The 26,311-nt window shown below is 61.0% G+C and carries 23 protein-coding genes; 9 read left to right on the top strand and 14 right to left on the bottom strand.

Annotated elements, in window-relative coordinates:
- Window positions 1-173 precede the first annotated feature (173 nt).
- Genes C8265_RS16350 through C8265_RS16315 form a run of 8 tightly spaced genes read left to right on the top strand, consistent with a single transcriptional unit; the run spans window position 174 to window position 10,349 of the window.
- Complete coding sequence (locus tag C8265_RS16350) at window positions 174-1,232, top strand: ABC transporter ATP-binding protein (RefSeq protein ID WP_108485104.1); 1,059 nt, start codon at window positions 174-176, stop codon at window positions 1,230-1,232.
- Between the two features lie 31 nt (window positions 1,233-1,263).
- Window positions 1,264-2,508, top strand: coding sequence for an ABC transporter substrate-binding protein (locus C8265_RS16345; RefSeq protein ID WP_108485103.1), 1,245 nt, complete (start codon window positions 1,264-1,266; stop codon window positions 2,506-2,508).
- A 51-nt stretch (window positions 2,509-2,559) separates the two neighbouring features.
- On the top strand, window positions 2,560-3,438 hold the full coding sequence (locus C8265_RS16340) for a carbohydrate ABC transporter permease (protein WP_108485102.1): 879 nt from the start codon (window positions 2,560-2,562) through the stop codon (window positions 3,436-3,438).
- A 9-nt stretch (window positions 3,439-3,447) separates the two neighbouring features.
- A complete protein-coding gene (locus C8265_RS16335; RefSeq protein WP_108485101.1) occupies window positions 3,448-4,281 on the top strand; it encodes a carbohydrate ABC transporter permease in 834 nt (277 codons plus the stop codon).
- A 16-nt stretch (window positions 4,282-4,297) separates the two neighbouring features.
- Entirely contained in the window at window positions 4,298-5,608 is a 1,311-nt protein-coding gene (locus tag C8265_RS16330; protein ID WP_108485100.1) for a sulfatase family protein, read from the top strand.
- Complete coding sequence (locus C8265_RS16325; protein ID WP_108485099.1) at window positions 5,608-6,618, top strand: LacI family DNA-binding transcriptional regulator; 1,011 nt, start codon at window positions 5,608-5,610, stop codon at window positions 6,616-6,618. The genes C8265_RS16330 and C8265_RS16325 overlap by 1 nt, the downstream gene beginning before the upstream one ends.
- A 33-nt stretch (window positions 6,619-6,651) precedes the next feature.
- A complete protein-coding gene (locus C8265_RS16320) occupies window positions 6,652-8,919 on the top strand; it encodes a glycoside hydrolase family 2 protein (protein ID WP_108485098.1) in 2,268 nt (755 codons plus the stop codon).
- Window positions 8,916-10,349, top strand: coding sequence for an aldehyde dehydrogenase family protein (locus tag C8265_RS16315; RefSeq protein ID WP_108485097.1), 1,434 nt, complete (start codon window positions 8,916-8,918; stop codon window positions 10,347-10,349). The genes C8265_RS16320 and C8265_RS16315 overlap by 4 nt, the downstream gene beginning before the upstream one ends.
- 120 nt (window positions 10,350-10,469) lie before the next feature.
- Here the strand turns inward: C8265_RS16315 and C8265_RS16310 are convergent, their stop codons facing one another.
- The 12 genes from C8265_RS16310 to C8265_RS16255 all read right to left on the bottom strand — a co-directional run bounded on the left by C8265_RS16310 (window position 10,470) and on the right by C8265_RS16255 (window position 23,738).
- The gene (locus tag C8265_RS16310; RefSeq protein WP_108485096.1) at window positions 10,470-12,275 is read right to left on the bottom strand and encodes an ABC transporter ATP-binding protein; all 1,806 of its coding nucleotides are present in this window, start codon (window positions 12,273-12,275) and stop codon (window positions 10,470-10,472) included.
- A complete protein-coding gene (locus C8265_RS16305) occupies window positions 12,272-13,162 on the bottom strand; it encodes an ABC transporter permease (protein ID WP_240611118.1) in 891 nt (296 codons plus the stop codon). Before C8265_RS16305 ends, C8265_RS16310 begins: the two co-directional genes overlap by 4 nt.
- Window positions 13,159-14,100 (bottom strand): ABC transporter permease, encoded by a 942-nt coding sequence (locus C8265_RS16300; RefSeq protein ID WP_108485095.1) that lies wholly within the window; start codon window positions 14,098-14,100, stop codon window positions 13,159-13,161. The genes C8265_RS16305 and C8265_RS16300 overlap by 4 nt, the downstream gene beginning before the upstream one ends.
- 28 nt (window positions 14,101-14,128) lie before the next feature.
- On the bottom strand, window positions 14,129-15,673 hold the full coding sequence (locus tag C8265_RS16295) for an ABC transporter substrate-binding protein (protein ID WP_108485094.1): 1,545 nt from the start codon (window positions 15,671-15,673) through the stop codon (window positions 14,129-14,131).
- A 23-nt stretch (window positions 15,674-15,696) separates the two neighbouring features.
- Complete coding sequence (locus C8265_RS16290) at window positions 15,697-16,410, bottom strand: SDR family NAD(P)-dependent oxidoreductase (RefSeq protein WP_108485093.1); 714 nt, start codon at window positions 16,408-16,410, stop codon at window positions 15,697-15,699.
- Window positions 16,403-17,545 carry an NAD(P)/FAD-dependent oxidoreductase gene (locus C8265_RS16285; RefSeq protein WP_164512361.1) on the bottom strand — a complete coding sequence of 381 codons (1,143 nt, stop codon included), beginning with the start codon at window positions 17,543-17,545 and terminating at the stop codon, window positions 16,403-16,405. The genes C8265_RS16290 and C8265_RS16285 overlap by 8 nt, the downstream gene beginning before the upstream one ends.
- Entirely contained in the window at window positions 17,542-18,918 is a 1,377-nt protein-coding gene (locus tag C8265_RS16280) for an FAD/NAD(P)-dependent oxidoreductase (RefSeq protein ID WP_164512360.1), read from the bottom strand. Before C8265_RS16280 ends, C8265_RS16285 begins: the two co-directional genes overlap by 4 nt.
- A complete protein-coding gene (locus C8265_RS16275; protein WP_108485090.1) occupies window positions 18,905-19,195 on the bottom strand; it encodes a (2Fe-2S)-binding protein in 291 nt (96 codons plus the stop codon). The genes C8265_RS16280 and C8265_RS16275 overlap by 14 nt, the downstream gene beginning before the upstream one ends.
- Entirely contained in the window at window positions 19,192-20,289 is a 1,098-nt protein-coding gene (locus tag C8265_RS16270) for an NAD(P)/FAD-dependent oxidoreductase (protein ID WP_108485089.1), read from the bottom strand. Before C8265_RS16270 ends, C8265_RS16275 begins: the two co-directional genes overlap by 4 nt.
- Window positions 20,286-21,440: an NAD(P)/FAD-dependent oxidoreductase gene (locus C8265_RS16265; RefSeq protein WP_108485088.1), complete on the bottom strand. Its 1,155-nt coding sequence runs from the start codon at window positions 21,438-21,440 to the stop codon at window positions 20,286-20,288. Before C8265_RS16265 ends, C8265_RS16270 begins: the two co-directional genes overlap by 4 nt.
- Window positions 21,437-22,744 (bottom strand): NAD(P)/FAD-dependent oxidoreductase, encoded by a 1,308-nt coding sequence (locus C8265_RS16260; protein WP_108485087.1) that lies wholly within the window; start codon window positions 22,742-22,744, stop codon window positions 21,437-21,439. The genes C8265_RS16265 and C8265_RS16260 overlap by 4 nt, the downstream gene beginning before the upstream one ends.
- A gap of 61 nt (window positions 22,745-22,805) precedes the next feature.
- Window positions 22,806-23,738, bottom strand: a complete 933-nt coding sequence (locus C8265_RS16255; RefSeq protein WP_108485086.1) for a 2-hydroxyacid dehydrogenase — start codon at window positions 23,736-23,738, stop codon at window positions 22,806-22,808.
- A gap of 37 nt (window positions 23,739-23,775) precedes the next feature.
- Here C8265_RS16255 and C8265_RS16250 point away from each other — a divergent pair, with 37 nt between their 5' ends.
- A complete protein-coding gene (locus C8265_RS16250; RefSeq protein ID WP_108485156.1) occupies window positions 23,776-24,690 on the top strand; it encodes a LysR family transcriptional regulator in 915 nt (304 codons plus the stop codon).
- Here C8265_RS16250 and C8265_RS16245 read toward each other — a convergent pair.
- The gene (locus tag C8265_RS16245) at window positions 24,682-25,356 is read right to left on the bottom strand and encodes an RraA family protein (RefSeq protein ID WP_108485085.1); all 675 of its coding nucleotides are present in this window, start codon (window positions 25,354-25,356) and stop codon (window positions 24,682-24,684) included. The genes C8265_RS16250 and C8265_RS16245 overlap by 9 nt on opposite strands.
- Before the next feature lie 6 nt (window positions 25,357-25,362).
- Window positions 25,363-26,311, bottom strand: a 949-nt coding sequence (locus C8265_RS16240) for a TRAP transporter large permease (RefSeq protein WP_108485084.1), incomplete at its 5' end; no start/stop codon positions are given.

Here is a 26,311-nt window from a genome sequence, read left to right as displayed (position 1 = left end):
GAGGGGTGAGGCCACTGCAAAACCCGCGCCCAACGATGAAACACCCCTACAACCCACTGGTTATAAACGCTTAATCCCTCTTTTAGAATTACTCAAAGCAATGGCTTGACAGGAGAGATAAATATTTACTAAATTTTTATAACTTGAGGCAGATCGATTCCGTGGGGAAATATATGGCAGGCGTCACTCTGAAATCGGTTCGTAAGGATTACGGCGCGGTCAATGCGATTCCTGAATTGGATCTGACGATCGGAGACGGCGAATTTTGCGTGTTTGTCGGGCCGTCGGGCTGTGGCAAATCCACCTTGCTGCGCACCATTGCGGGCCTTGAGGACTTGTCGTCGGGCCAGATCGTGATTGGCGATACCGATGTCAGCCACCGCCACCCCGGTGAGCGGGGCGTGGCGATGGTGTTTCAGAATTACGCGCTGTATCCGCATATGAATGTGCGCCAGAACATGGGGTATGCCCTGAAATTGGCGCGCGAGCCCAAGGCGATGATCGCCGACAAAGTGGCGCGCGCTGCCGAAACCCTGGGGTTGGTTGATTATCTTGAACGCAAGCCTGCGGAACTGTCGGGCGGGCAACGCCAACGGGTCGCCATTGGCCGGGCCATCGTGCGCAACCCCAAGGTTTTTCTGTTTGATGAACCGCTGTCCAACCTTGATGCCGAATTGCGCACGCGGATGCGGCTGGAATTGTCGGATCTGCACAAAACCCTGGGCACGACGATGATCTATGTCACCCATGATCAGGTCGAGGCGATGACCCTGGCCGACAAAATCGTGGTGCTGCGCGCGGGCAAGATTGAACAGGTGGGCACACCTTTGGAGTTATATGATAATCCCGCCAACCGGTTTGTGGCCGGGTTTATCGGCTCACCGGCGATGAATTTCATGTCGGCGACCCAGGGCGATGGCGGTCTGATCCTGGATGATCTGAACGGTGCGCACCTGACATTCGGGGCCGGGGTGGCGGCGGGCAAACCGGTGACGGTGGGCATTCGCCCCGAACATCTGGACCTGTCGCCAGAGGGCGCGCCGCTGACCTTGCGCTCGGTCGAGCAATTGGGCGGCGTCACCTATGGCTATGCGATCCTGCCGTCGGGGGGCGAATTTTGCGTCGATCTGAAGGGGCGGCGCGATGTGCGGGCGGGTGACACCGTGCATCTGAACATACCACAACAGCGGTCCTTTGTGTTCGACCCGGAAACCGGGCGGCGGCTGCAATAACAAACCACAGGACAACGAAAGGGAGGATACCATGTTAAAATCACTGAAAACCACAGGTGCCATTCTGGCGCTGGCGGCGGGGCTTGGCGCCGGAATGGCAGGGGCCGAAACCCTGCGCGTGTATTTCAACGCCGGCCATGGCTATGACACCTATATGGATGCCATCGCCCAGTTCGAGGCCGATAATCCCGGCTGGACCGTGCAGTTTGAAAAATACCAATGGCCCGATCTGCGCACCAAGATCGTGGCAGATTTCGCCGCCAACAATCCCCCCGATCTGTTGGCCACGCCGGGCGGCTGGATTCCCGAATTTGCCCATCAGGATCTTTTGCTGTCGATCGATGACTACGCCGCGCGCGACACCGACACGTTCGATTATCCGGGCGATTGGTTTGACAATGCGGTGGCCAAAAACACCATCGACGGCAAGAATTACGGCGTACAGATCCATCACACCTGCGCCACGCTGGTTTATAACAAGGACATGTTGGCCGAGGCCGGATATGACGCCCCTCCCGCCACCTGGGAGGAATTTCGCGAAGTCGCCGCCGCCACGACAAAACCCGGCGTGTTCGGTTTTGCCCCCAATTCGGCGTTCATTTATTACTGGCCATGGGTGTTTCAGGCCGGTGGTGACTATTTCAACACCGAAACCGGCAAGGTCGGGTTGGATTCCGAAGCAACCATCAGCGCGCTTGAATTTCTGTCGGGCCTGATTCACGAAGACCGCTCGGCACCGGTGCCGGTGGCGGGGGCCGATTATGAGGGGCCGCAAAGGTTGTTCACTTCGGGGCGGGCGGCGATGATCATAACCGGGCCATGGGATATCAACCCCATTCGCACCGGCAACCCCGATCTGAACTGGGCGGTTGCGCCATCGCTGACCGGTGAGGTGCAATCAACCGTGCAGGGCGGCGTTGGTCTGGCGATTCCAAAGGATGCCAAACATCCCGAAATGGCATGGGAGCTGATCAAGGCATTGACCGATGTCGAGGTCGAGGTGGAAACATCGCTGCGCTATTCCATGACCATGCCGCGCAAATCCTGGCTGGCCGATCAGCGGGTACAGGATGACGCGCTGCTGGGGCAATTCGGCACCTGTTTGCCCTATTCGCAAGATGTGCAATTGCCCCTGACCCTGACCGGCAAATTTGATCCGGCGGTAGATACGATCATTCAAACCGCCTTTGAAGAGGTGTTGTATGGTCGCGCCGATGCGGCAGAAACCCTCAAGGCGGCGGCCGATGAAGCCAACGCCATCATCGACGCAAAATAATCATCCCCGGCCCCCATTTCCGGGGGCCGGACCGCCCAGCAGGAGAGTGTCATGACCTATAAACAGCGCCGCGCCCTGACGGCCTATGCCTTTCTGCTGCCTGCGATCCTGTATTTTCTGGTGTTCTTTTTCTGGCCCATCGCGATTGAATTCTGGGCGAGCCTGCGCAGCGGTCAGCCGTTGATCGGCGAATCCGAATTTGCCGGGCTGAAAAATTATATCTACATTTTCAAAGACCGCCTGGCGATCAAGGCGATGGGCGCAACCCTGATCTATGCGGTCGGGTCAACCGTGTTCACCCTGTTGATTGCGCTGGTATTGGCGTCGATCCTGGCCGGGCCGCTGAAGGCGCGCAATACGATCCGCGCGATCCTGTTCTTTCCTTATATCGTGTCGTTCGTGATTTCGGCGCTGATGTGGAAATCGATCCTTGATCCCTATACCGGGCTTCTGAATGCCGCGCTGTTGAAACTGGGCCTGCCACAGCAATATTGGCTGACCGATCCCGATGCGGCGATCTGGGTTTTGGTGGCCGTGTCGGTGTGGAAGGATATCGGTTATGCCGTGCTGATCTATATCGCCGCGATTCAGGGGATTCCGAACCATCTGTACCAGGCGGCCGAATTGGACGGGGCCAAGCGGCGGCATTTGTTTCGCGATATTACCCTGCCCCTGCTGATGCCCACCACGCTGTTTCTGGCGGTGATTGTGATGATTGCCTCGATGCAGGAAATGGCGCTGCCGTATCTGATGACCGGGGGTGGGCCGGCCAATGCCACCCGGCTGTATTCGCTGCATGTGTTTGACACTGCCTTTCAGGGGCTGAACATCGGCTATGCCTCGGCGCTGTCTTTTGTGATGTTCCTGGTGATCCTGTTCATCACCTGGGCGCAGTTCAAACTTCTCAACCGTGACATCCGGCACACCTAAGGACATTTCATGGCACACCGTACCTCTTATCCCTTGTCTGCGCGCCTTTGGATTTATCCCTTGATGGGGGTGTTTGTTCTGCTGGCGATGCTGCCATTTCTTTATATGGTGTCGCTGTCACTGCAAAGCGACGCCGAGATGTTTTCGGGGCAGGTGGTGGTTATTCCCGAAACCCTGCAATTCACCAATTACATCACGATCTGGGAAAAGGCGCCGTTTGCGCGGTTCATCCTGAATTCGTTTTTTGTGGCCGGGGTGATTGCCCTGTTGCATGTGATATTCGATCCGATGATCGGCTATGTCTTTGCCAAGATGGAATTTCCGGGCAAGCGGTTCATGTTTGTCGCCCTGCTGTCGACGCTGATGATCCCGTTTTTCGTGCGCCTGATCCCGCTTTATGTGATGACGGCGCAATGGGGGTTGCTGAATACCTATACCGGGTTGATCCTGCCTTTCGCGATGAGTGCGTTTGGCATTTTCCTGATGCGCCAATTCATTCTGCCGATCCCTGACGATCTGATCGCGGCGGCGCGGCTGGACGGGGCGGGCGAGGTGCGGATTTTCATTGATATCGTGCTGCCCCAGCTTGGCCCGGCAATTGCCACCGTTGCCCTGTTGACCTTTGTGTTTCAGTTCAATGAATTTATCTGGCCGCTGGTGGTGGTTTCCAGCGAAAACATGCGCCCGATCACCACCGGCCTGACCCTGTTCAATCAGGAGTTTTTCACCCAGTGGAATCTCACGGCGGTGGGGGGGATGCTTTTGTTCCTGCCGTGTTTCCTGCTGTATCTCTTTGCCCAGAGGTATTTCGTACAAAGTGCCATGCTTTCGGGCATGAAATAAGAATAGGACTGTAACCATGAGCAGCAGCAGCAAACCGAATGTTTTGGTGTTTTTCACCGATCAGCAGCGTTGGGACAGCGTGGGGATGCATGGCAACGGATTGGATGTGACCCCCAATTTCGACCGGCTGGCGCGGGCGGGGCGGTTTGTGCCCAATTCGTTCACCGCGCAACCGGTCTGTGGGCCGGCCCGGTCGATGTTTCAAACCGGCAAATACCCCACGACAACCGGGTGTTTTCGCAATGATATTCCGCTGCCTGCCGGAGAAAAGACCCTGGCGCATCATTTCGGCGCGGCCGGGTATCACACCGCCTATATCGGCAAATGGCATCTGGCGTCTCAAGAGCCAGTGCCGCGCGATCAACAGGGCGGATATGATTATTGGCTGGGGGCCAATATTTTGGAATTTACCTCGTTCGCCTATCAAACCCGGTTGTTTGATCGGGATGGCGAACCCCATGATTTGCCCGGTTACCGGGTCGATGCCCTGACCGATGCGGCGATCCGGCATCTGGCCGAACCGCGCGACGATCCGTTCTTCATGTTCCTGTCGTTTCTTGAGCCGCACCATCAAAACCAGGATGACAGCTATCCCGCCCCCGTCGGATATGAAGAGCGTTTGGCCAAACGCGCCACGGTTTATCCCCCCGATCTTGATACGCTGAAGGGCAATGCCAAACAGCATTACCATGGATACATGGGCATGATCGCCCGCCTGGATGAGGCATTGGGCCGGATCGTCGATGCGCTGATTTCGCTCGGTCAGTTGGACAATACGATCATCCTGTTCACCTCGGATCATGGGTGCCATTTCAGAACCCGTAACGCCGAATACAAACGCTCGTGTCACGAGGCCTCGATCCGGGTGCCAACCCTGTTTCACGGCCCCGGTTTCAACGATGGCACGGCGATATCGCGCATCTGTTCGCTGGTCGATCTGCCGCCGACATTGCTCCACGCGGCAGGCATTGAGGTGCCGGATGATATGCAGGGCACATCGCTGTTGGCCGAAAAATCCGGCCCCGACGATATGTTCGTTCAGATCAGCGAAAGTCAGGTCGCCCGCGCCCTGCGCCATGGCAAATGGAAATACTGTATCTCTGCCGATCATCTTGATCCGTTCGCCCATGCGGGCAGTGACCGGTATCGTGAATCCGAACTCTATGATCTTGAGGCCGATCCGGGTGAGTTGAACAATCTGATCGCTGTCCCATCACACAGCGACACTCGCGCCATGTTGGCCAAACGGTTGGTTGAACGCATGGTCGAGGCGGGCGAAACCGCGCCCCGGATCGACCCGGCGAAACCGCCGCAACAGGCGCTCTGATGGCGACGCTGAAAGAAATATCGCAACTGACCGGCGTGGCCGGATCGACGATTTCGCGGGTTCTGAACCGCGATCCCAGTCTGTCGATCTCTGATGAAAAACGCGCCCTGGTGATCGAAGCGGCGGAAAAGCTGCAATATGTCACGCCCCGGCAACGGCGCGGCGGGGCGAACGATGATCCGTTGCGCATCCGCCGGCCGCGCGGTTTGGTATCTTTGGTTTTGGTGCATTTCCTGACCAGCGCACAAGAAATGTCGCGCCCGTTCTATTTGGGTCTGCGCCAGGGGATCGAGGCGCGCTGCGAGGCTTATGGCATCAATATCGTGCGGGTTCTGGAACAGGAGTTTGACCCCGCCTCATTGTTGCGGGGCCGCGATTCAGGCATCCTGTCGATTGGTCCGCTGGCACAAGACATGGTCGATGCGATTGAGGAACACGCCGTGCCCTTGGTTCTGGTGCATCCTGCCGAACCACCGACGCCCATGGATCTGGCCTATGTCGATATCACGGCGGCCTCGGTCATGCTGTGTGACTGGCTTTTGGGGCGGGGCGTGGTGCGCCCGGCGCTGGTGGGTCTGGCCAGTGCCAATGATGCCCGCCTGACCGGATACCGGCAGGTGATGGAGCGGGCAGGCGGGTTTGACCCCGATTATACGATCTATGAAACCGGCAATGGCGAAACCCTGATTGATGATCTGTTTGCCCGGCTTGAACAGCTTGGCAAACCGTTGCCCGATGCGTTGATCGTGCAAAAGGATCACATCGCGGTCGAGGTGTATCAGGCGTTGCAACAGCGCGGCCTGCGCATCCCCGAAGATATTTCCGTGGCCGGGTTCAACGACAGCGCCGTGGCCGGTGTGCTGCGCCCGAAACTGACCACGATCCGTCTGGATGCCGGTGAAATCGGCGCCGCAGCGGTTGATCTGTTGATGGAGCGTCTGGCCGGGCGCACCACCGCCAAACACGTACAGATTCAGCCGGTCGTGACCGTGCGCGCCAGCACCCTTTAATCCCTCCCCATTCCTTGCGCTATGGAGTCTATCATGCCGCATTCTGCCTTGTTCTGTGAAAACTGGTCCTTTCTGCCGGGGTTTGACCCGGCCTGGACCACCGCGCGCCAAACCGGCACGCCCGTGGCTTTGCCCCATAATGCCGTTGATCTGCCGTTCGATTATTTCGATGAGAAATGTTATCAACAGGCGTTCACCTATCAAACCACGCTAGAGTGGCAAAAGCGGTTCGCCGGGCGCGAAATCTGGCTGCGCTTTGATGGGGCCATGGCCAATGCCCAGGTCTATTTGAACGGCACCCATCTGGGCGGCCATCCCGATGGATACACCCCGTTTCGCATCCGCCTGACCGATCATCTGAGCGACGGTGAAAACCTGATCACTGTCATGGTGGACGGCAGCGAAAACCCCGATATTCCGCCCTTTGGCGGGCAGATTGATTATCTGACCTATGCCGGGATTTACCGCGAGGTGTGGCTGGAACAGGCCGATCCGGTGTCGATCGATAATGTAAAAATCGAAACGCCCGATCCTTTGGCCGCTGAAAAAACCGTGCATCTGCGCTGTCTGCTGGCCAATCCCCAAGGTGGGGCCGTGTCTGGCACCTGTAAGGTTGTGTTGCACGATGGCGCGGGCACACAGATTGCCACGGCTGAAACCGAATTGGATGATCAGGGCGCGGCGCTGGAATTTGACGGTCTGGCGGGGCTGACCCTGTGGTCGCTCGACACGCCCACGCTGTACCGCGCCACGATCACGATCACTGGCGAAGGCTTCACCGATACCCGCACCGAAAGCTTCGGCTTTCGCGCCGCGGAATTTACCCCCGACGGGTTTTTCCTGAACGGCGAGCGGGTGAAACTGATCGGGCTGAACCGGCATCAATCCTTTCCCTATGTCGGCTATGCCATGGGCCGCGAAGCGCAAGAGCGTGACGCCGAAATCGTCAAACACGATCTGGGCTGCAACATCGTGCGCACATCCCATTATCCCCAAAGCAAATGGTTTATCGAACACTGCGACCGGATCGGCCTGTTGGTGCTGGAGGAGATTCCCGGCTGGCAACATATCGGCGGTGAAGCGTGGAAGGATGAGGCAGTCAAAAACGTGCGCCGGATGATCGAGAGGGATTGGAACCATCCGTCGATCATCATGTGGGGGGTGCGGATCAACGAATCCGTTGATGACGATGCGTTTTACGCCCGCACCAACGCCCTGGCCCACGAACTTGACACCACCCGCCAGACGGGGGGCATTCGCAAACATATGCACAGTACCCTGCTTGAGGATGTCTATACGTTCAACGATTTCGTGCTGGGTGATTTTGAACGCCCGCTGGCCAATATCGCGCGGCGCGGATTGCGCCAGCGCGAAGAGGTGACAGGCCTGTCACACCCCGTGCCCTACCTCATCACCGAATATAACGGCCATATGTTCCCGACCAAGATCATCGATAACGAACTGCGGCAGATGGAGCATGTGACCCGCCATCTTGAGGTGCTGGATTATGCCCACGGTGATCCGGGGATTTCCGGCTGTATCGGCTGGTGCATGTTTGATTATAACACCCATGCCGATTTCGGCTCGGGGGATCGGGTGTGTCACCACGGCGTGCTGAGCATGTTTCGCGAACCGAAATTCGCCGCCCATGCCTATTCCAGCCAACGTGACCCAAGCGAAAAGGTGGTGATGGAGCCTGTCACCCACTGGGCGCGGGGCGAGCGCAACATCGGCGGGGTGTTTCCGTTGATGATCCTGACCAACTGCGATCTGGTGCGCATGATCCTGCCCGACGGGCAAAGCGTCGATATCCGCCCCGACAGCGAGGGATTTCCCCATCTGCCCCACCCCCCGGCGATCCTGCGCCTTGGCGATGTGGATGAAAATATCATCGGCAAATGGGGCATGTCCTGGCCCGATGTGACGTTTGAGGGGTTTGTGGGCGATACCCGTGTCGCGACCCGCAAATTCAGCGGCGCACCGGTGCTGACCCGTCTTGCGGTGACACCGGATCGCGAAAGCTTTGGCGCGGATCGCCAGGAAATGCGCGTTGCCCTGCGCGCGCTGGATCAACTGGGCAATGTCACGCCCTTTGTCGATCTGCCCGTGACCATCGCGGTTGCGGGCGCGGCGTCCCTGCTTGGCCCCGATCAGATCACCCTGCGCGGGGGCAGCGCGGGGTTCTGGCTGCGCTCGACTGGCACGCCGGGGGATGTGCGTGTCACCGTCTCATCGCCCCGGTTTGATCCGGTGGTGATCAACCTGACCACAACCGCCCCCGAGAAGGAGGAGATGCAATGACCCTGCCGAACCCGACAAAATTCTATATCGACGGGGCCTGGGTTGACGCCACGGACCGCGAAAAGATCAACGTTACCAACCCGGCCAATGGTGAAACCATCGCCACCCTCGCCCTGGCCACGGCTGACGATGTGAATGCCGCCGTTGCCGCCGCGCGCCGCGCCCTGCCGGGGCTGCGGGCCACCGACATGGCCCAGCGGCGCGCCATGCTGCACCGCATCCGCGCCGCCTATGCGGCCCGGATTGACGATATGGGTCAGGCGATCATGCAAGAACTGGGCGCGCCGATCGATCTGGCGCGCGCCGGTCAGGCGGCGGGTGTTCTGGGCAAGATCGACGCCTTTATCGACGCCTGCGATGAGGTGGTTCTGTCCGAACCCCTGGCCAATGGCGATCTGGTGCTGCGCCAGCCCGCCGGGGTCGCTGCCCTGATCACGCCCTGGAATTGGCCGTTGCATCAGATCATGCTGAAACTCGGCGCGGCTCTGGCCGCCGGTTGCCCGATGATCCTGAAACCCAGCGAGGTGACACCGATCTGCGCCACGATCCTGGCCGAGGTGATGCACGCCGCCGATCTGCCCGCCGGGGCCTTCAACATGATTCACGGCGATGGGGCAGGGGCAGGTGCCACCCTGACTGCCCATCCCGGTGTCGATGTGATTTCCTTTACCGGATCGACCGCGGCGGGGGGCCGGATCGCCCGCACCGCCGCCGAGGGGATCAAACGCTGTGCGCTGGAACTGGGCGGCAAATCGGCCTGTGTGATCTTTGCCGATGCCGATCTGGACGCTGCCCTGACCAGTACCCTGCGCAAAGCGTTCAACAATTCCGGGCAAAACTGCAACGCCCCGACCCGTTTGTTGATTGAACGCAGCGCGTATGACGATGCGGTGACGGTCGCCGCGCGTTTGGCCGCGGATTGGACCATCGGCTGGCCCGATCAGCCCGGTGCGCATATCGGCCCCGTCGCCAATGCCCGCCAACACGCCCATATTCGCGCAATGATAAAAAGCGGTCTGAACACCGGCGCGCGGCTGGTGGCGGGGGGCCTGGATGTGCCACCCGAATTTGCCAATGGCTGTTTCGTCGCGCCCACGATCCTGGCCGATGTGACCAACGACATGGAGGTGGCCCGCACCGAGATTTTCGGCCCCGTGGTGGTGATGATCCCGTTTGACGACGAAACCGACGCCCTGAGCATCGCCAATGACAGCGATTATGGCCTGGCCGCGTTTGTCCACACCGCCGACCGGGACCGCGCCCACCGAATGATCCGCGATCTTGAGGCGGGCATGGTATTGGTCAACGGTTCAGACATTTCACCAGGCAGCCCATTTGGCGGCGTCAAAGCCTCGGGGATTGGCCGCGAGGGCGGTATTTTCGGGATTGAAGAGTTCATGGAAATCAAACTGGTCGCGGGCGCCCCCTAACCCCCGCGGGGGTGAAAACAGCGGGGCGGTGCGGAGAATGGCAAATTTTCCGGGCCGTGACTGCACTTTATAATCAGGGTTATGTTAACTCCCCCTGGCCAAAAGCCAAGAACAGGCAGATTATGTGCTGTCGTCCTGTAAAACAAAATGGTCGGGGCCGACTTCGATCATTTTGCTTGGGGCTGGTTGCCAATCCAGCGGGCGGATCACGCTGGGCAGTTCCTCTTCGATCAGGCCGGTGCGGATGCGGCGCTGTGACGGGTCGGGCACCGGCACGGCGGCGATCAGTTTTTTGGTGTAATCATGCACCGGGCGGTTCAACACCTCGGACCGGGGGCCGATTTCAACGATCCGCCCCGACAGCATCACCGCCACCCGGTGACTGACCCGTTCCACGATGGAAATGTCGTGACTGATAAACAAATAGGCCAGCCCCATTTCGCGCTGCAGATCCAACATCAGATTCACCACCTGCGCCTTGATCGATGCATCCAGCGCCGACACCGATTCATCGGCGACAATCAAGCGGGGGTTCAGGGCAAGCGAGCGGGCGATGCAAATTCTTTGCCGCTGGCCGCCGGAAAACTCATGGGGATAACGCAGCACATGATCGCGCGACAGCCCGACCAATTCCAACAGGCGCACCACCTCATCCTCAACCGCCGCGCCGGATTTTAACCCATGCACGCGAATCGGCTCACCAATGGCGGCGCCCACGGTTTTGCGCGGGTTCAGTGACCCATAGGGATCTTGGAAAATGATCTGCATCCGGCGGCGCAGGGCGCGCAATTCGGATTTGTTGCTGTCGGCCAGATCGCGCCCTTCAAACAGGATATTGCCCGCGCGCGGCTGTTCCAGTTGCAGGATCGACCGGCCCGTGGTGGATTTGCCACAGCCCGATTCCCCGACCAGGGACAGTGTTTCGCCCTCTCGAATATCAAACGATATATCCTCAACCGCATGAACCCGCTTTTTCACCCGGCCGAAGACCCCGCCGCGAATGTCAAATCGGGTGACAAGCCCTTGCACGGCCAAGATTTCTTTGCCCCGCTGGTCGTCCTCGGGGCCGGGTTCGGGTTCGGGCGGGGTGGTGGTGAGATCGGGAAAGCGGCGCGGTGTGGCCGTATCGCCCAACGCGCCCAGTTTCGGCACGGCGGCGAGCAGGCGGCGGGTGTAATCGTGGCGCGGATTTGCAAACACCTGTTCCACCGGGCCGCTTTCCACGCCATCGCCCTTTAACATCACTTCGACCCGGTCGGCGATTTCGGCGACCACGCCCATGTCATGGGTGATAAACATCACCGCCATGCCATATTCGGTCTGCAATTCGCGGATCAGGCCCAGGATTTGCGCCTGAATCGTCACATCCAGCGCGGTTGTGGGTTCATCCGCGATCAACAGTTTCGGGCGGCACGCCATCGCCATGGCGATCATCACCCGTTGGCGTTGACCGCCCGAAAACGTGTGCGGGTGTTCATCAATCCGGCGCGCCGCATCGGGGATGCGCACCAGATCAAACAGGCGCAGCGCCTCGGCCCGCGCGGCGGCATAATCCATATCGCGGTGGCGGCGCAGCGCCTCGATCAGTTGAAATCCGGTGGTCAGAACCGGGTTCAGCGATGTCATGGGCTCTTGAAAAATCATCCCGATTTCACCGCCGCGCACATTGCGCATCTCGGGTTCGGGCAGCGCGGTTAATTCACGCCCCGACAGGGAAATCCGCCCCTCAATCCGCGATTGGCGTTCGGGCAACAGCCGCATGATCGACAGCGCCGTGACCGATTTGCCCGAGCCGGATTCGCCCACCACCGCCACGGTTTCGCCCGCATCAATGGTAAAGCTGAAATCGCGCACGACACTGTTCCACGCTTCCCCACTGCGAAACGATACGGTCAGGTTTTCAACGTTCAGCACTGGCGCGCTCATCCTGCGTCCTTCAATCGGGGGTCAATCGCATCGCGCAGCCCGTCACCCAGCATGTTCAGGGCAAACACCACCAACAGGATCGCCATCGACGGAAAGAACGCCAACCAAAAACTGTCCAATATATTCTCAAACCCTTCGCGGATCATCCCGCCCCAGGTGGGGGTGGGCGGCGAAACCCCAAGGCCGATAAAGGCCAACGATGCCTCAACCCGAATGGCCGTGGCCAGCCAGAGCGACCCCATAACCAGAATTTCAGGCAGGATATTGGGCACGATATGGCCCAGCATCAGCCGCACATCGGAAAACCCCAATGCACGCCCGGCCGAGAGATATTCGCGCTGTTTCACCGAAATGGTCGGCGCGCGGGCAATCCGGGCAAAGGGCGGAATTGCCGTCAGTGCAATGGCAATGGCCAGGTTCGTGACCGATGGCCCCAACATCGCCACCACGATCAACCCCAAAATCAGCGCCGGAAAGGCCAGCAGAACATCCATGATCTGCATGATGATAATATCGAGGATACCGCCGTAATACCCCGCAATCACCCCAATGGCCGACCCGATAATCAGCGCGCCAGTGATCGCCAACAGCCCAATCACCAGCGATATCCGCGCGCCATACATGATGCGCGACAGGATATCGCGGCCAAATTGATCGGTGCCAAACCAATGATCCGCCGAGGGCGGTTTCAGCCGGTTCAGGATGTTTTGGTCAATCGGGTCATAGGGCGCCAGCCACGGCGCAAACACCGCCACAAACACCACAAAGCCAAACAGGCCCAGCCCGATCCACGATGTTTTATTAGTGTTAAAGGCCGAATAAAGCCCCGCGCCCATGGCCCGGAATGTCTGGCGCAGGTATGCGCCGCGTTGGACATGGCTGTTCATGAATACTGAATCCTTGGATCAATCAGGCCATAAACCAGATCGGTAAGCAGGTTCACCAGAACAACGATCAAGGTGTAGATCACCATCATCCCCTGCAACATCGTATAATCACGCTGGTTCAGCGCGCCGACGATCAGTTTGCCCAATCCGGGGCGGTTGAACACGATTTCGGTCAGCACCGAATTGCCGATCAAAATCCCCAGATAGAGGCCCACAACCGTCACCACGGGAATAAGCGCGTTGCGCAGACAGTGCCGCCAGATGATGACGTTAAACACCAACCCTTTGGCATGGGCGGTACGCACGTAATCCTGATTCAGCACCTCCAACATGGCCGACCGGGCGACGCGGGTGATATAGGCCGACATGATCAGCCCCAGATTGATCGCGGGCAGCGCCAGATCGCGCGCGCGATCGGCCAATGTATCGCCCTGCCCCGACGACATCACCGGAAACCAGCGCAGGGTGATGGCAAACATCAACAACAGCAAGATCGCCGAGACAAAGGCCGGCAAAGACAGACCCAAAAGTGATGCGATGCGGATGATATAATCGGGCACTTCGTTGCGCCGCACCGCCGACCACACGCCCAGCGGTATCCCCACCACCGCGCCCAGGATCAATGACACGACGGTCAGTTCAATCGTGGCGGGCAACACCTTGAGGATTTCTTCGACCACGGGCCGCCCTGATACCATGGAAACGCCCCAATCGCCCACCAACGCCCCGCCCAAAAACCGCAGATATTGGGTAAACAACGGATCGTTCAGGCCAAGGCGGTCGCGCATGGCGTCAATCGCGGCCTGACTGGCCTGATCGCCCAGAATCACCAGCGCCGGATCGCCGGGCAACACCCGCACGATAAAGAACACGATGGTCAGCACGCCAAACAGCGTGATGACCGAGAACGCCAACCGTTTGACGAAGAACGCTGTCATGCGCCCTTCGCCCTGTTACGGGTCGGCATCATTCTGCAAAACCTGCCAGTTCGGTCACAGGCGGGCTAAGGTTCAGGGACCCCATGACCTCAACCCCGAGATCAAGGTTGTCATTCCAGGCCCAGAGTTGCAGGTTTTGATAGATCGGAATGGCACAGACCTCTTCCATGATCTTTTGCTGGGCGGTGGCCCAATATTCATCCTGCTTGGCCGGGTCGGTTTCACCGCGTGCCGCCTCAATTTCCGCATCGGCCACGGCGCAATGGCTGAAATTGGTCACAGCGCCCGGCGTGCCGACGATGCTGTTGGAATGATAAAACTGTGTCAGGTACGTATCGGCCACCGGAAAACGCGCCGCCGAATATTGGGTGACCTGACTGGCATCATCGCGGATCATCTGATGGAACGTGGCATGTTCGACCAGCTCCAGTTCCAGGTTGATACCGGCATCGCGCAGCAGCGATTGCAACACTTCCATCGTGGTCAACATGCCCGGCAGGCTGGTTTGCACCGATGTCAGGGTAACGCCATCGGGATGCCCGGCCTCGGCCAGCAATGCCTTGGCCTTTTCAATCGAAAACTCATAGCTCGGCACATCGGCGGTAAACCCCTGATACCCTTCGGGCACCGGAGAGGGCGATGAAATGGTCACGTCTTCGCCGCGAAACTGCACCATCGCATCGCGGTTGACCGCATGGGCGATGGCGCGGCGCACCCGCACATCATCCAGCGGCGGCATGGTCATGTTCAAATGAATCGTGGTCATTTCACCGGGCTGCATCTTGATGATCTTGGTGCCGTCCACCTTTTGAATCCGCTCCACCCAGGTTTGATCCTGACGGCCATAGATCATGTCGATCTCACCGGCCTGAAATGCCAGATCGCGCGAGGCATCGGATGGGATATAGCGATAGAAAATTTCCTTGATCTTCGGCTCACCGCGGAAATATTCGGGATTGGCGATCAGTTTCACATATTGCTGTGGCTGATATTCGGCAAACATGAACGGGCCGGTGCCCACCGGTTGGCTTTGAAAATCGTCGCCCAAGGCCTCGACCGCGTCCTGACACACGATATTGCCGCCGTGATAGGGCACCAGCTTGCCCAGGAAACTGGCCTCGGCATCGGTCAGCTTGATCGTGACTTCGTAATCGCCGGTGGCCTCGATCGATTCGATCACGTTGTAATCATTGGCAAAAGACGATGTATCGGGGTTTGACGCCCGGTTCAGCGAAAACACCACATCCTGCGCGTCAAGTTGACCATAATCGCCGTGGCATTGCACATCATCGCGCAGGGTAAATACCCAGGTCAGCCCATCGTCCGAGGTTGTCCAGCTTTTGGCGATATCGGGTTCGATGAACTCTGGGCTGGCGCGGCCCGGTTGGATGCGCACCAACCCGTTAAACATCCAATGAAGCAGCCCCTTGTCGGGGGTCGAGGTGGCCACATGGGGGTCAATCGCCCCGGCATCGGCGCTGGCCATGCCCACATTCAGGGTGGTTCCGGCGGCATGGGCCCCCGTGGCGGCGGCCAAGGCCAACGCGCTGAGCGCAAACAATCGTGTTCTCATATCTCTCCCCTTTTTATTATATTTTATAGCGTGTCTTCCAGTCGGCAATTCACCAGCAATTCCGCCACGCTGGCGGTGTTTGGCAATGCGATCAGCGTCGCGATCAGTTCGGCCAGATCGCCGGGCGCGATCATTTCATCGCGGGTCACCTTGGTGACATCCGCCGTCAGATCGGTGCCCACAAAACTGGGGCAGACGGCAGTGGCACGCACGCCGTGATCCCACCCCACCCGGCGGCTGGCATGGCTGAGCGCCATCATCGCGAATTTCGTCGCGCCATAGGCAATGTTGTCGTTGCGCACCCGTTTGCCCGACAGCGATGACAGGTTGATGATCCGGCCCGCGCCGCTGTCTTTCAGATACGGCAGACAGGCACGGGTCAAAAACAGCGGGCCTTTGAAATTGATCGCCCACAGGGCATCCAGATCGGCCTCGTCGCCCTGTTCGATGGAAAAAGTGTTAGACGTGCCGGCATTGTTGACCAGGCCATCAATGCGGCCAAATCGTTGCGCCGTTGTTTCAACCCAGGCGGTATGGCTGTCTCGGTTCACCGCATCGTAATGGGCACACAACAGCCGCGGCCCGGCCAGATGGTGCAGCTCTTGCTCCAACGCGGCGACATCGCGCGCGCCTGCGCTGACGCTATAGCCGCGCTGATGAAGCAGTTCGGTCACAGCGCGGCCAATGCCGCGATTTGCGCCCGACACCATGATGATACGACCCTTCGGATCAAGCATAGTTTACGTCCTCTTCCCTGTTAGAAAACCGCGAAATATCAAACTGTGTCAAGGAAACTGTTGGATTTTTTCCCATTAACATCTGTGCCACCAACGGCCCGATCAGCGGCACAAGGGCAAAGCCATGGCCACTAAACCCAAAGGCATGGATCACGCCGGGCATTGTTTTACTGGGCCCAATCACCGGCAGCGCGTCTTGTGACCACCCCTCGATCCCCGCCCAACTGCGGATGATTCGCGCCGGGGCAAGGGCGGGAAACAGATGCGCCGCCGTGGCCAGATTGGCCGCAACCCGGCGTTGCAAAGGGCGGGCCATGCGCGCGGACGCGTCAACATTGCCCTGATACGCACCGCCAATCACCACGGTGCCGTTTGCCATCTGTTTCAGCGACAGCTTGCGCCCCTCGCTGCCGATCACGCCATTCACAAAGCTGGGCAATGGTGCCGTGACCGACATTTGCAATCCGCGCGGTTCAACCGGCACCGGTTCGCCCAGCTGCGCCGCAATTTGCCCACCCCAGGCACCGGCGGCATTGACCACGGCATTTGCCCGAACGCCCCCGGTGTCGGTTTGCACGGTGATCCCGCCGCCATCGCGCGCCAATCCGCGCACGGGCCGGTTTTGGCAAATCGTCACCCCGGCGCGCTGTGCCGCAGCGCGATAGGCGCGCAGGGTCGCCAGCGGATCGGCAAAGCCATCATCGGCCACCAAAAGCGCCCCCAGACAATGGCGCGCCACCCCCGGTTCGCGCGCAAACAGCGCGGCGCGGTCCAACATCACCTCATGGGTGAAGCCCAGATCGCGGGTCAGCGCGGCGCGTTTTTCAAGCGCGGCAAGGGCGGCGTCATCCTCGGCCACGCGCAGTTGGCCCGAGGCGAAAAACCCCACCCCCTGCCCCAGATCCTGTGCCAGCCCCGCCCAAAGCGGCAGCGCCGCGCGCACCAGCGCAATTTCCGCCGGATGCCGGTTCAGGCTGCGCACACCCCCCGCGCTGGCGCTTGAGGCATGGCGCCCGACGCCTTCGCCCTCAAAAACCGTCACCCGTTGCCCGCCCCGCGCCACCGCCAGCGCAATCGACAGCCCGATCAGCCCGCCGCCCACAACCGCAACATCGGTGGTGGGCGCGGCGCTCATTCCTGCTCCAGCGTCAGGTAATCGGCCAACAACACCGGTTTCAGCGGTGGGCGCACCCGCAACGCCCCCACCGGGGTGTCCGTATCCCGCGCCACCCATTCGGCCAGGATCGGGCCGCAAATCCGCCCCTGACACGGCCCCATGCCACAGCGCGTGGCCACCTTGGCGCGGTTTGGCCCGCTTGCCCCCGCCGCAATGGCGGCGCGCACCGTGCCCACGCGCACCCCTTCGCAGCGGCACAAAACCGTGTCGTCATCGACCAATGCCAACGGATCGCGGGCAGGCCAAAGCGCGGCCACCAGCGCGCGCGCCGGGGCCAGCCGCGCGGCGGTTTGCGCCAATGCACGGGCGGCGGGCGCATCGTGGCGGTCAGGGGCCAGGGCGCGCACCACATCATGGGCGGCCCGTGCGCCGCGCACCCCGGCCAGCCGCGCGCCGCCGATCCCGGCGCCATCGCCCGCCACCCAGACCGGCGCGCCCTCCATCCGGCCCAGATCATCACACACCGGCACCAGACAGCGCGCGGCATTGTCCCAACGGTGCGCCAGCCCCAAAAGCTGTGTCACCTGCGTGTTTGGAATAACCCCGTCATGCACCCCCAACCAGGTGCACGGGATTTGCTGCCGCCTCCGGTCACTGTCAAAGGCAACCGCCTCAATCCGGTCGCCGCCCACGGCGCGCAGGTTGGCAATGTCGCGATATACCGGCACCTTGGCGCGCATCCGGCCCAGCAACAGCCGCGCGCCTTGGGCCACCAGCCCCGGATCGCCGAAAACCGCCCGCGCCATGGCCCCGAAAGGCACCGATGGAACCGCCCCATCGAACGCCAGCACCGCGCGCAGATCGGCCCCCGCCGCCAGCAATTGTTGCAGCACCAACAACAGCAATGGCCCCTGTCCCATCAACACCACCGGGCCGTCGGGCACCGCGCCGCCCTGTTTCAGGGCAATCTGCATCGCCCCGGCATTGATCACGCCCGGCAATGTCCAACCGGGAAACGGCACCGCCCGTTCGCGCGCACCCGTGGCCACGATCAGGGCGCGCGCCTGACCCTCGCGCAACCCGCCGTTGGCACGGTCCAGCCAGACAAGCGCGCCATCGCCGTTCGCATCAATCAGATCGCAGGCCGGATGAAACACCGCACCCGCCGCCTGTGCCGCGCCAATCGCCTCCATCGCGCCGCCATAGGACGCGCCCAAAAGCCGCGCCAGCGCCCGATCGCGGGTCACATCCCCTGCCGCGCGCCAGATTTGTCCGCCCGGCGCGCCCTGATCATCCAGCACGATGGTGGACAGGCCCGCGCCCGCAGCAACCGTTGCCGCCGCCAGCCCCGCAGGCCCGGCGCCCAAGATTGCCACATCAACCCGTTCCATCATGGCCCCCGGTTTTAACGATCATCCCGTCGCGCACCAGAACCATACAGGCCTGTTCGCCCGCGCGCCCGTCGATGTCTGCAAGACAGCCAAAACACACCCCCATCAGGCATAACGGCGCGCGCGGGCTGCCGCCCGGCGCATCGGCGCAAAACCCGCCCCGCCCCGCCGCCAGCAGCGCCAAAGCCACGCTGTCGCCCGCATGGGCGGCCAGCGGTGCGCCATCGACGGTGATCGTCACCGTGGGGCGTTTGGATATCCGGCGCATCGTGCTCATGCTGCGGCCCCTTTCAGGCGGGTCTGGTTAAGCTCGGGCCAGGTATCGGTCAGGCGATCCGTGGCAATCGCATCGGCCACATCGCGGGCATGCACGGCGGCCAGGGTGACGCCGCTGTGACAGGTCACAAGATAGGCACCCGGGTGGGTTTCAGATTGGGCATAAACCGGCAGACCATCGGGCGACATCACCCGCAGCGCGCCCCATTGGCGCACGATCCGCGCATCGGCCAGATGGGGAAACATCCGCACTGCCCGCGCCACCATGGCCCGCGCCGCCATGGGCGTTGTGCCCCGATCATATCCCACATCTTCCTTGGTATCGCCCATCATTACCGTGCCTTGGGTGGTTTGGCGCACCGTGTGACAGGCCAGATCCAAAAACCGCTCCATCCGCTGTGTCACCAAAATCTGCCCCCGTTGCGGGCGCAGATGCGCCGACAACCCCAAGGGCGCACCCAAGGCATCGCTGGCCAGACCGGCGGCAATCACCACGCGCGTGGCCTCATAGGTGCCGGTTTCGCTGTGCAGGGTAAAACCCCGCGCTGTGGGTTCAATCCGGTGAATATGGGCGCGGATGATCGCCCGTTGCGTGGCCCGGCGCAGGGCGGCATGGGTGGCCAACGGATCGGCATGGCCATCCTCGGCGCAAAAGGTGCCGCCGCGCACCTCGGGGCCAAGGGCGGGGATCATCGCGCGCAGGCTGTCGCCATCCATCAATTCGGTGTTCAGGGCCGCGCGTTGATTGTGCAACCGGGCCAACGTATCGGTCTGGGTGGCAAATTCACCGTCACTCAGCGCGATTTTCAACCCGCCCGAGCGACGGTAGGCCGGATCATGCCCCGTGGCCTCGGCCAATTCGGCCTGAAACGCGGGCCACAGGGCGACCGAGCGGCGCGTGAGATCGGCGTAAACCGGCGCCTCGATCCCTTTGCCCTGCACCCAGACCAAACCGAAATTCCCCGCCGAGGCGTGAAAATCATCCCCGCCCGCATCAAACAGCGCCACTTGCGCGCCGTGACGGGTGAGGCCAAGTGCCAAAGCACTGCCCACAAGGCCCGCGCCGATAATCGCAATATCCGCGCCCCGGCTCATCCGTGCAAGCTTAGCCCGGCATCGGGGCCGGTGCCATCCCAACGGTCAAACCGGAACGCCGCCACCGGGTGCGCCGGATCACGGCCCAACACCAGATCGCCCGCCAGCGCGCCCGTGACCGGACCAATGCCAAAACCATGGCCCGAAAACCCCGCCGCAATGGTAAGATTGGCAATATCGGGATGCCGGTCAATCACCGGCAGGGCATCGGGCGTCAGATCCAACAGCCCGCCCCAAATGGCGTTCACCGTGGCGTTTGCGGTGTCGGGCATGATTTTGGCGGCGCGGGTCAGGGTGGCGGTGACGCTGGCCAGGGTTGGGCGCACCACCGGGCGGTTGCCCTGCTCTGCCAACACGCCGCCGGGTTCTGCCCCGCTGGTGAATCGCAACTGGCCTGATACCTCTTGGCGCAGGGCAAAATCGGCATTGGCCACCCCGATCACAAACGGAAACCGCGCCGTGACGGGTTGGGTTTGCACCACCGTCACGATCGGATGGCGCAGCGGAATCACTGGCCCAAGCGGTGCAAGCAGGGTGTTCACCTGTATTCCCGCCGCCAGCAGGACCGCGCCGGGGGTGATGCGGCGTTTGTCGGTCAAAACGGCGGTGATCCGGCCATGTTCGGTTTCAAACGCCTGCGCCCGTTCGCCCCATGCGGTGCGCGCACCGTGGCGCAGGGCGGCATCGATAAACCCGCGCACGGTGGCCACAGGATCGGCATGGCCATCGGTGGGGCAGAACGAGGCCCCCAAAATATCGGGTGACAGACCGGGCGCCATATCGCGCAGATCGTCAGGCGTTAACAGCCACAGATCCAGCCCGGCGCGCCGTTGATCGGCCACAAGGGCGCGAATGGTTGCCAATTCGGGTTCGGTTCTGGCCAGACGCAGATTGCCGCCCTGTCGGTAATGGGTCGGCGCGCCCAACCGCGCCTCTAACCCCGACCACTCGGCCACCGCCGCGCGCGCCAAGGGCAGTTCGGCCGGGTCACGCCCCGATTGGCGCACGCCCGCCAATGTCCACCCCGATGCCATCGCCGCCGGGGCGTAAGCATCGATGATGTCCACCCGATGTCCCGCCTCGGCCAAGGTCAGGGCGGCAACCGCCCCGGTGATTCCCGCGCCGATGATCAGGACATCAGGCGCGCTCATGGCGAAAACCGCGACAGGGCAAAGGGCGAGATATCGACAATCGGCCGGCGCCCGGTGGCCAGTTCGCCCACCACCCGGCCCACGCCCGGCCCAATGCCAAACCCATGGCCCGACATGCCCGTGGCCGCCCACAACCCCGCCCAACCGGGGATTTCATCGATGATTGGCAATTCATCGGGGGTTACATCAATCATTCCGGCCCAGACACCGGCAATCTGGATGTTACCAAGCCCCGGATGCAGCCGTTTGGCGGTTTCCAACATATCGCGGGCCAAGGCGCGGTTTGGCGCCGGGTCCAGAACGCGGGTGCGTTCAAACGGGGTGATTTGATCCAATTGCCAACGCCCATGGCCCAGATCGCCGAAAAATTCGCGCCCGGCGCGCAGTTGAATGGTGTTCCAGCGTGATTTCAGCACCGGCAGATAGGCGGCGAAATGGCGAAACGCCGCTGGCACCAGATCAAACCGCGATGCATTGGTGCGCCCGATGGTATAGCCGCCATCGCTGCGCCGGCGCACCGACGCGGGTGGTGCGCCCAATCCGCCGGGGTGAATTTGCGGCCCCGGCGTGGTGCGCAGCGCGGTGGATCGGATCGCAAGCTGGGGAATGAAAATACCGATGTTTTCAAGAAATGTGCGCGACCATGCGCCGCCGCCCAAAATCACCGACTGACAGGCAATCGCGCCGCGCTCTGTCACCACATGGGACACGCGCCCGGCGCTGCGTTCGACCCCGCGCGCGGCGCAGCCCTCGATGAGTGTCGCGCCCGCCTCGCGCGCCAGACGGCCCAGGGCAGGCACGGCCAGCGCCGGTTCGGCCGTCATATCCGATGGGGTGTGGATCGCGCCGGTGAATTTCTGATCGTCCCGGCCCAAAAGTGCGGCGGTTTCCCGCGGCCCAAGGATTTTTGTATCAAGCTGGAATGGTTTCGCCTGTTCCACCCAATCACAACGTTCGGCAAATTCCGCCTCGGTCAGGGACACATAGGTGGTGCCCACCGTGCCCAGCCGGATTTCACGGGCCACGGGCGCGGCGATCTGGTTCCACTCCCGCGCGCTTTCGATCATCAGGGGCAATTCAGCCGGGTCGCGCCCCTGTTTGCGGATCCAACCCCAGTTGCGCGATGATTGCTCGGCCCCGATATAGCCCTTTTCGACCAAAACGACCGACACGCCATGGCGCGCCAGATACAGCGCTGCCGTGACCCCGACAATGCCACCGCCGATCACCACCACATCGGCGGTTTTCGGCAATGGCTGTTGGCCAGACCCCGATTGCGGGGGGGTATCGGACCGTGTTGGCATCTTTCACTCTCCGCCGGGTTGAACCGGGCAAGGGTTAATCAGCTGCGATGTAAAATCAACCCTAATACCCCCGCGCGGCATCGGCCATATCCGGGCAGGTGCCGGTTTCGGCAAAGGCGCGCAGGTTTGCGGCAATCAACCGCCCGCCGGTGGCGGCGTCGATCTGTGATGCCACATGGGGGGTGACAGTGATCGCCGGATGGGTCCAGAACGCGTGATCCTTTGGCAGGGGTTCGATGTGAAACACATCCAGCGTCGCCTGTTTGATCTGCCCCGAACCAAGTGCCGCCAACAGATCATCATCCACCAGATGCCCGCCGCGTGCACAGTTGATGACACAGGCACCTTTGGGCAGTTTGCCAAACAGATCGGCATTCAGAATGCCCGCCGTGCTGTCGGTCAGGGGCAACAGATTGACCAGAATTTCACACTCGGGCAGGAATTTCTCCAACCCGTCTGCGCCGGAAAATGTTTCGACCCCGTCGATGGTTTTGGGCGATTTCGACCAACCGCGCGTGGCAAAGCCAAGCCCGGCCAGGGTTTTCGCCGCTGCCGCGCCCAGATTGCCCAGCCCCATCACCCCGATGGTGCGGTTCGGGGCCACGGGCACGACGATGGCGTGCCAATCATTTTCGGCCTGCGCGCGCAATTGGCGGGGCATGTCACGGTGATGGCGCAACACATGCAGCGCCACGTATTCGCGCATCCGCTGGGTCAGATCATCGCCCACGGTGCGGATGATCGGCACGTCTTTGGGCAATTCGGGATCGGCCAGCACATGATCAATGCCCGCGCCAATCGACACGATCACCTCAAGGTTGGGAAACCGCGCCATATCGCCGGGGCGGGGCCGCCAGACAACAGCGTGGCGCACGGCGGCGGGATCGGTGATGTCGTCAAGGGCGGCAATATCCCAACCGGGCAAAAGACCTTGCAACATTTCAACCCACCATGTGGTTTTCTCTTCAAGAGGAAGGTAGACAGCGACAGTCATTGGTGATCCTTTGCACAGTGTAATCGTGGGAATGGCGATGAATTTCAAACAACTCGAAGCGTTCTACTGGCTGAGCCAGATTCAGAACTATCGCAAGACCGCCGAACGGCTGAGCCTGACTCAGCCTGCAGTATCGGCCCGGATCCGAGGGTTGGAGGAACATCTGGGGAAAACCCTGATCGACCGGGATGCGCCGGATTTCCGGCTGACCGATCAGGGGGTGGAAGTGGCGGAATTCGCGCTGAATTTCCTGAACCTGCAAGAGGCGATGACCGCCCGCCTGCAAGACAAGAAAAAGCGCCGCGTGTCGATTGGATTGGCCGGAATGGCGACAATCACCTGGGGCCCGATCCTGCGGGAACGGCTGGCCACACAACACCCCGATCTGTTGCTTGATGTCTATTCGGGGTCGGATCTGCAACTGGCCAAATTCGTCGAGGCGGGCACGCTGGACATTGCATTCACCGCCAGCGGTGATCGGGTGGCGCGCCCCGGATTCGCCGTGATCTATGATGTGGGCTGGGTGGCGCGCCCCGATGTGATTGCCGGGCAAACCCTGCCGATGACGCCGGAAACCTTGCGCGATCTGCCCTTGGTTCTGTATCCGAAATCTTCGCCACTGTTCAATCCGGTGGCCGAATATGTCGACGAAATGTCGACCCGCGCCGCGCCGCGCCATTATGGCAATTCGCTGGCCACCATCTGTGAAATGGTGCGTCTGGGATACGGTGCGTCGGCCCTGGCGCTGTCGGCGCTGGACGGTGACATTGCCGCCGGGCATCTGGTGGAAATTCCGGTCACCGAAGACATTGCGCCGCTGAACGTGGCCTGCACCTATGCCAACCGTGCCCGCCGCAAACAGGTTGCGACGGTCATGGAAATGGCCCACCAGGTGGCACAGGAATGGTGCACGGCCCATCAACGCTACAGCTCCTTTGCCGATCTAGGCTGACTTGTCCTGAACCATTTTCGTGGCTCCTGACATTTGGCCCAGATGGGTGCCATCGGTGATTTTCGCCTCGGAAATGCGGCCCCGTTCGGTGCGGGTTTCGCCCTCGGCCAAAACGGCGTCCAGGTCTTCGGGGGCGATGAACAACACGCCCGAATCGTCGGCCAACACCGCATAGCCCGGCAAAACCGCCGCGCCGCCAATGCACACCGGCACGTTGAACCCGCCGCCGGAATTGTACAGCCGCGTTGTCACCGGCGATGCGCCGCGCGACCACATGGCAAAATCCTGTTCTTCGATTTCCAGGGTGTCGGTGTGCGGGCCATCGACACAGCCCCCCTCAAGCCCCATCATCGCCGCCATCCGGGTGACGCCACCGCCCCAACAGGCGTATTTCGTATCGCCCAGCCGATCAACGGCCATGAAATAGCCCGGCCCGACCTCGCTCAGGCAATGGTGCAACAGGGTGGAATCCAGACCCGGAATCGCCAGAGTGCACACCGTTCCCGTCACCACCTTGCCGCGCAGCACCGGCTGAATCGCCGGGGCGGCAAAGCCGAAGTGATAGAAATGGCCGATGGTCGCGGTTTCCAGCTTTGCCAGACGGTCAAGCTTTGACTGCTCGATCTTTTCGGGCATCGGATTGGTTTTATAGATCAGGTTTGACATATCGGTTCATTGCTTTCCAAGGACAAGATCAGGAAGAAAGGTGGAGACCGCCGGCACATAGGTCAGCAGGATCAGCACCGCGATCAGCGGCACCAGCATCGGCAGCACCGCCAGGGTGACTTTTTCAAACGGCACCCGCCCCACTTCGGAGACGATATAAAGACCGATCCCCATCGGCGGCGTGGCAATGCCGATCAACAGGCCAAGCTGAATGATGATGCCAAAATGCACCCGGTCGATGCCATAGGCATCAATCAGCGGCAAAAGCGTGGGCACCAGGATCAGTTTGGCAGGCACGCCTTCGACAACGCAGCCCACCAGAATGATGAACACCAGCAACAGACCCAGAAACACATTGCGGTTTTCGGTCAGCGCGAATGTCCAGGCGGCCAGTTTTTGTGGCGTCTGGTCAATTGCCAACAGCCAACCCATGGCGATGGAAAACGCGATGATGATCATGATCACCGATGTCACCATGGCCGTGTCCGACAGCGCCAGCATGAAACCTTTCCAGGTCAGTTCCTTGTACCACAGCCCCAAAAGGATACAGTAAAGACAGGCCAGAACCCCCGCTTCGGTCGCGGTGACAAAGCCGAACATGATTGACCCAAGGATGATCGCCGGGGCCATCAGCGCCGCGAAACCGTGTTGCGCGGTGTGTGTCACCTCTTTTACCGTGGCGCGTTTCTGGGTTGGAAAATCCTGAAACCCGGCGATGACGCGCACATAGATCATCAGCGATGCGCCCACCAACAGGCCCGGAAGAAGCCCGGCCAGAAACATCCGCTCGATGCTTTGCTGGGCCAGAAAGGCATAGATCACCAGCCCGATCGAGGGCGGAATAAGCGGCCCGATCACCGATGAGGCCACCGTGATCGCGGCGGCAAAGGCGGGTTTATACCCCGCCTCGCGCATCGCCTTGATTTCAATCGCGCCAAGGCCCGCACAATCGGCC

Source organism: Oceaniglobus ichthyenteri, assembly GCF_003057885.1.
In the GTDB taxonomy this organism is placed as follows: Bacteria; Pseudomonadota; Alphaproteobacteria; order Rhodobacterales; family Rhodobacteraceae; genus Oceaniglobus; species Oceaniglobus ichthyenteri.
The sequence above is the reverse complement of the archived record's forward strand: the minus strand, read 5'-3'. Positions and strand labels throughout refer to the sequence as shown.